A 6221-nucleotide genomic window follows, 5' to 3' on the forward strand; every position below is an offset into this window, starting at 1 on the left:
CGTCATCACCACCCAAGCTGAGCTCGAGAGCGCCATCGCCGCGTTCGAAAAGTCGGAATTCGTTACCGTCGATACCGAATTCATCCGCGAGACGACCTTCTGGCCGATCCTTTGCCTCATCCAGATCGCCGCACCTGGGATCGAGGCGCTTATCGATCCGTTGGCCCCCGACATCGACCTGAAGCCGTTTTTCCGGCTGATGGCCAATGAAGCGGTGCTGAAGGTTTTTCACGCGGCGCGCCAGGACATCGAAATCATCGTCCATCTCGGCAATCTCGTGCCGCATCCGGTGTTCGACACCCAGGTGGCGGCGATGGTCTGCGGCTTCGGCGACAGCGTCTCTTACGACCAGCTCGTGCAGAAGGTCACGGGGGCGCGCTTGGACAAATCCTCGCGCTTCACCGACTGGCGGCACCGGCCGCTCTCCGACAAGCAGCTCGAATACGCGCTTGCCGACGTCACCCATCTGATCAAGGTCTACCAGCATCTCAGCGCCGAGCTGAAGCGCGAGGATCGCGCGCATTGGTTGAACGAAGAGATGGATATCCTCACCTCGCGCGAGACCTACGATCCGCATCCCGAGGATGCCTGGAAACGGCTGAAGATGCGGCTGCGCAAGCCGCAGGAGCTGGCGATCGTGCAGGCGGTGGCCGCCTGGCGCGAGCGCGAGGCGCGCGAGCGCGATGTGCCCCGCGGCCGCGTGCTCAAAGACGACGCGATCTACGAGATCGCGCAACAGGCGCCGCGCGACGCGGCGGCGCTCGGCAAGCTGCGCACCACCCCGAAAGGCTGGGAACGCTCCGCGACGGCAACCGCGCTGCTGGGCGCAGTCAACGCCGCCCTCGCGCTGCCCAAGGATGCGATGCCGAAACTGCCAAAGAGCGTGCAACCGCCGGAAGGATCGAACGCGGCGGCGGAGCTGCTCAAGGTGCTGCTCAGGATCGTCGCCGAAAAGGAAGGCGTCGCCACCAAGGTGCTGGCCTCCAGCGACGATATCGATCGCATCGCGGCCGAGGGCGACGAAGCCGACGTGCCGGCGCTGCAGGGCTGGCGGCGCGCCGTTTTCGGCGATCAGGCGCTGAGGCTGGTGCGCGGCGAAATCGGCATCAAGTTCGACAAGCGCAGGATTGCGGTGTTCGATCTTTAAATCAAACCACCCCGAGCAGGTGGAGCGCGAACCAGACCCAGGCCAGGAGAAGTATGCCGGCGCCGAGGAAGAAGACTCCGGTGCGGTGCGGCACATGGTTTCCGTCGAGATGCACCCAGGCGTGCACATAGCGCGTGAGGATGAACAGCCACATCAGCGCCAGCGTCAGATAGTTCACGCCGTTGGTGACGAACAGCGCCAGGCAGAGCACGTGGAAGAGAACCGGCAGCTCGAACTGGTTGATCAGATTGTTGGCGACGGTGACGCTCGAAGCGGGTTCGGTCGAGCGGAGCTTGTACTGGCTGACCCTGGCTTCGCCTGATTTCACAGCCCCGTAGCGCCGTTTGAGCATCACCAGATAGACGATATAGACCAGCAGCACGTGCGCCAGCATCGGCCAGAAGATGGCGGTCTGGCGCATCGGCCCCTCCCTTTTCCTAACGCAATTGCGGACGGAAAACCGTTTTACACTCTTCCTGGAACTGCTTTAGCGCCACCGTTGCCCGGCCAGCGCGAAGACTGCGATAACGAAGACCGGGATCGCCAGCAGCGCGAATTTGGTGACGGTCAGCAAGGAAGCGAAGGCGAGCGAATCGGGATTGGCCGATTGGAAATCGGACAGCAATCGCGCCACGGCAAAATTCTGGGCGTAGTCGGCGACCGCGTAGGGAAGCACCAGCACCAGCGAGAACAGTGCCTGCAACTGCGCTGACATGGCGCGGAACGTGCTGAGCCGCCGCCCGTAAACAAGGATGAGGCTGACCAGCGTCAGCGACAGCAGCGCCGGGAACAGGACATCGAAGGTCAAATAGTGCCAGACGATGATGATCTCGCCGCCGCGGCGGCCGAGCGCCGTGAGCCAGGCCATGCCTTCGTCGGGGGTGAAGCCGGCAACGCGGATGTCAAGCGAGGCCAGGCCGCCGCTCAAGCGCTGGAAATAGAGGAACTCCAGCGCCGTCATGGCCAGGAAAAGCGCAATCGAAGCGATGGAGAGCGCCGCCGCGTGCCGCGACAGCCGCAGCACCGCCACGCTCAAATCACACCACAGTCCGCCCTGACGATCGGACTGATCGGCCTCCCGATCAAATTCCGCCCGGGTAATTGGGGCTTTCGCGGGTGATCGTGACGTCATGGGCGTGGCTTTCACGAAGTCCGGCATTGGATATGCGCACAAAGGTGGCGCGCTCGCGGAAATCTGCAAGGTCACGTCCACCCACATAACCCATAGCGGCTTTCAGGCCGCCCGCAAGCTGGTGCAGCACGCCAGCAACAGGTCCTTTGTAGGGAACCTGCCCTTCAATGCCTTCCGGAACCAGTTTCAGCGTATCGCGGACCTCCGCCTGGAAGTAGCGATCGGCCGAGCCGCGCGCCATGGCGCCGACCGAGCCCATGCCGCGGTAAGCCTTGAAGGAGCGGCCCTGGTGCAGATAGACCTCGCCCGGGCTCTCGTCCGTGCCGGCGAGCAGCGAACCGATCATGGCCGCGCTCGCGCCTGCCGCGAGCGCCTTGGCGAGATCGCCCGAATATTTGATGCCGCCATCGGCAATGACGCTGACGCCGGCCTTGCTGGCCGTCTCGACCGCCGACATGATCGCCGACAATTGCGGGACGCCGACACCGGCAACGATTCGCGTGGTGCAGATCGAGCCCGGGCCGATGCCAACCTTGACCGCATCGGCGCCGGCGTCGATCAGCGCCTGCGTGCCATCGGCGGTTGCGACGTTGCCGGCCAGGATGCGCACGGAGTTGGAGAGCTTCTTGGCCCGCGCCACCGCATCCAGCACGCGCTGCGAATGACCGTGCGCTGTGTCGATGACAAGCAGGTCGACGCCGGCGTCGATCAGGCGCTCGGCGCGCTCGAAGCCGTCATCGCCGACGCTGGTGGCGGCGGCGGCGCGCAGCCTCCCTTGTGCGTCCTTTGTGGCATGCGGATTGAGCTGCGACTTCTCGATGTCCTTGACGGTGATCAGGCCGACGCAATTGCCGTTCCTGTCGACCACCACCAGCTTCTCGATGCGGTGCTTGTGTAGCAGCCGCTTGGCCTCGTCCTGGTCGACATTCTCCTTGACCGTGATCAGGTTCTCACGGGTCATCAGCTCGTAAACCTTCTGCGCCGGATCGGAGGCGAAACGCACGTCGCGGTTGGTGAGGATGCCGACCAGGCGGCCGACCGTGTGGCCGCCGGTGCCGCCATTCTCCACCACGGGAATGCCGGAAATGCTGTTGGAGCGCATCAGCGCCAGCGCGTCGGCAAGCGTGGCGTCCGGACCGATAGTGACCGGGTTCACCACCATGCCGGATTCGAATTTCTTGACCTGCCGGACCTGCTCGGCCTGCTCGGCCGGGGTCAGGTTGCGGTGGATGACGCCGATGCCGCCGGCCTGCGCCATGGCGATCGCCAGCCGCGCCTCCGTGACGGTGTCCATGGCCGCCGACAGGATCGGCACGTTGAGATCGATATCGCCGGCGATGCGGGTGCGGATGTCGGTTTCGCCCGGCATGACCTCGGAGTGGCCGGGCTGCAAGAGCACGTCGTCGAAGGTCAGCGCCAGGGCGCCGGTGGACGTTTCGATGATTTTTCCCATGGCCAGTCCTTTTGAATGCGGAAAAGGCGCTGGGCCGATTGGCCAGCGCCGACTCTCATCTTCCCTTTCAGGATTGGCGCTGGCTGGTAACACGTCCTGGGGCGGAAGGAAAGCCGGTCGTTGCGCGGCGCTTCAAGTAGCTGTTATACGGCCCACCGGCTTTCACCACTCGTCCCGGTAGACATCCTCGCGGGTAAGGCTTGCGGCGTTGACAATAGGCTGCTGCTGAAGCCGGGACAGCAGCGCGGCACGACAGTGGCGCTCGGGGGTTGCCGACGGAATGATCCGGGCTACCGCACGCCTCGGCTCATCACAACACAGCTTCGTCCGCTCAGGACGCCGCGCAGGATCTTGGAGATCTGCGTTTGACGTCCGTTGACGAAACAACCTCATCCATTTCGACGCCTTCTTCGCTGAATGCGTCTGGATGTCGCCACTGATTAGCGTTCCGCCACGGCGTTGAAAATGCCGATGCCCACTGTCACGCATAGGACCGCGGCCCCAAGCCCTCCCGCGATGATGCACCACCAGGCGAGCCCATTCCCCCGAAGCATGGGATTCAGCTTTAACATCCGTCGTGCCAGAAGCCCTTGGTAAAGCGCATAAGAAGACCCAAAACCGGCGAGCCAGACAATAGAAAACACAACGCCCCGCGTTAGCATCTTGTTGAGCCTGGCTTGTTCGGCCGTCAAATTTGCGTTTTCGGTGTCCATTTCCGCCCCCTGCTTTGCAAACCGCTTATTGTATTTGGCTCTTGCCTTTGAAGGTTGTCGAGCCGAGATTTGTCGAGCAGCCTGCACATCGAAGACGTTGGAAACGTTGATAGGCTCGACTGACCTCAAAACTATGACATGAGGCCACCAGCCGTGCGTTCGCGCAAAAGTGACAGCAATTTAATGCGACATGCGGGCGAAGGCGTGATACCCGCCCGTCGTAGCCGGTTCGCCCCCAAGCCGGGCCTAGAATCGCAAAGACAAATCAGGGCGTTTCCCCTTGAACCGTACCATCCCGCTCATCCTGGCGGTCGCTCTTTTCATGGAGAACATGGATTCGACCGTGATCGCGACGTCGCTGCCAGCGATCGCCGTCGACATCCACACCAGCCCGATCGCGCTGAAGCTGGCGCTGACGGCCTATCTGGTGTCGCTGGCGATCTTCATTCCGATCAGTGGCTGGATGGCGGACCGGTTCGGGGCAAAGACCGTGTTCCGAGCCGCGATCGGCGTGTTCATCGCTGGCTCGGTCGCTTGCGCCTTTTCCAATTCGCTGCCGGCTTTCGTGGTGTCGCGCTTCCTGCAAGGCATAGGCGGCGCGATGATGACGCCGGTCGGCCGCCTCGTGCTGGTGCGCGCCACGCCGAAAAGCGAGCTGGTCGCGGCAATGTCCTGGCTGACCGTGCCGGCGCTGGTCGGACCGCTGGTCGGCCCGCCGATCGGCGGCTTCATCACCACCTATCTGACCTGGCACTGGATTTTTCTGATCAACGTGCCGATCGGGCTGCTGGGCATCTGGCTCGCCACGCGCTATCTGCCGGAAACCGCGCCGGCCGAGACGCCGCCGCTCGACTTCCCTGGATTTGTGCTCAGCGGTCTCGCAGCGTCCGGGGTCGTTTTCGGCCTTTCCGTCGTCAGCCTGCCGGCGCTGCCGCCGATGGCCGGCTTCATCACGGTGGCGGTCGGGTTGATCTCCGGCGTGCTCTATCTCATCCACGCCCGCCGCGCGAAGAACCCGCTGCTGGCATTGGAGTTGTTCCGCAACCAGGTCTTCCGGTCCTCCGTGCTCGGCGGCTCGCTGTTTCGCATCGGCATCGGCGCGGTGCCGTTCCTTCTGCCGCTGATGTTCCAGATCGGTTTCGGGTTGACGCCCTTCCAGTCGGGCATGATCACCTTCGTTTCGGCGATCGGCGCCATCGGCATGAAGTTCGTCACCGCGCTGCTTTTCCGCATTGCCGGCTTCCGGCGGGTGCTGATCTGGGGCTCGCTGGTCGCGGCCGCCTCGATCGCCATCTACGGCCTGTTCACGCCGCAGACGCCCTATGTGCTGATGCTGGCGATCCTTCTGGTTGGCGGCTTCATCCGCTCGATGTTCTTCACCGGCGTCAACGCGCTCTCCTATGCCGAGATCACGGCCGCCGACACCAGCAAGGCGACGCCGATCACCGCGGTCTTCCAGCAATTGTCGATCGCGCTCGGCGTGGCGCTGGCAGGCGGCATCCTCGAAGTCTCGACCTCGATCCATGGCGGGGCGCTGACGCTCGGCGATTTCCACATCGCCTTCTTCATCGTGGCGGCAGTGTCCGCCGCGGCATCGATCACCTTCATGCGGCTGGCGCCGGAAGCCGGCAGTGCCGTCTCGGGCCATGGCCGGCTGGCCACGCCGAAGACCCTGGAAACGGTGAGCACGGCGGGGAAGTAGAGGTGGCGCGCCCTGCCCTAACTTCGTCATTCTAGGGCGGAGCGACGCGAAGCGGCGCGCAGACCCTAGAATCC

The 6221-nt window shown here is 63.7% G+C and carries 6 protein-coding genes; 2 read left to right on the plus strand and 4 right to left on the minus strand.

Annotation, left to right across the window (positions count from 1 at the left end):
* Positions 1-1147: ribonuclease D (rnd, locus tag EOA27_RS17740; protein ID WP_127256794.1), on the plus strand; the 1147-nt coding region annotated here is incomplete at its 5' end.
* Position 1148: 1 nt separating this feature from the next.
* Here rnd and EOA27_RS17745 read toward each other — a convergent pair.
* From EOA27_RS17745 to EOA27_RS17765, 4 genes are all read right to left on the minus strand, one after another.
* Positions 1149-1568, minus strand: coding sequence for an MAPEG family protein (locus EOA27_RS17745; protein WP_126082970.1), 420 nt, complete (start codon positions 1566-1568; stop codon positions 1149-1151).
* 66 nt (positions 1569-1634) lie between these two features.
* Positions 1635-2183, minus strand: coding sequence for a hypothetical protein (locus EOA27_RS17750; protein WP_245467075.1), 549 nt, complete (start codon positions 2181-2183; stop codon positions 1635-1637).
* A 46-nt stretch (positions 2184-2229) separates the two neighbouring features.
* On the minus strand, positions 2230-3732 hold the full coding sequence (guaB, locus tag EOA27_RS17755; protein ID WP_126082971.1) for an IMP dehydrogenase: 1503 nt from the start codon (positions 3730-3732) through the stop codon (positions 2230-2232).
* 440 nt (positions 3733-4172) lie between these two features.
* On the minus strand, positions 4173-4445 hold the full coding sequence (locus EOA27_RS17765) for a hypothetical protein (protein WP_126082972.1): 273 nt from the start codon (positions 4443-4445) through the stop codon (positions 4173-4175).
* A gap of 280 nt (positions 4446-4725) precedes the next feature.
* On the opposite strand from EOA27_RS17765, the gene EOA27_RS17770 reads away from it, so the two are divergent.
* The gene (locus tag EOA27_RS17770; RefSeq protein ID WP_127253578.1) at positions 4726-6147 is read left to right on the plus strand and encodes an MFS transporter; all 1422 of its coding nucleotides are present in this window, start codon (positions 4726-4728) and stop codon (positions 6145-6147) included.
* Positions 6148-6221: the final 74 nt, after the last annotated feature.

It is taken from the genome of Mesorhizobium sp. M2A.F.Ca.ET.037.01.1.1 (assembly GCF_003998075.1).
Classification (GTDB): Bacteria; Pseudomonadota; Alphaproteobacteria; order Rhizobiales; family Rhizobiaceae; genus Mesorhizobium.

Excerpts from the sequence above, each read along its gene's own strand:
- EOA27_RS17745 (WP_126082970.1), bottom strand. The coding sequence starts at position 1,568 with ATGCGCCAGACCGCCATCTTCTGGCCGATGCTGGCGCACGTGCTGCTG.
- guaB (WP_126082971.1), bottom strand. The coding sequence starts at position 3,732 with ATGGGAAAAATCATCGAAACGTCCACCGGCGCCCTGGCGCTGACCTTC.
- EOA27_RS17765 (WP_126082972.1), bottom strand. The coding sequence starts at position 4,445 with ATGGACACCGAAAACGCAAATTTGACGGCCGAACAAGCCAGGCTCAAC.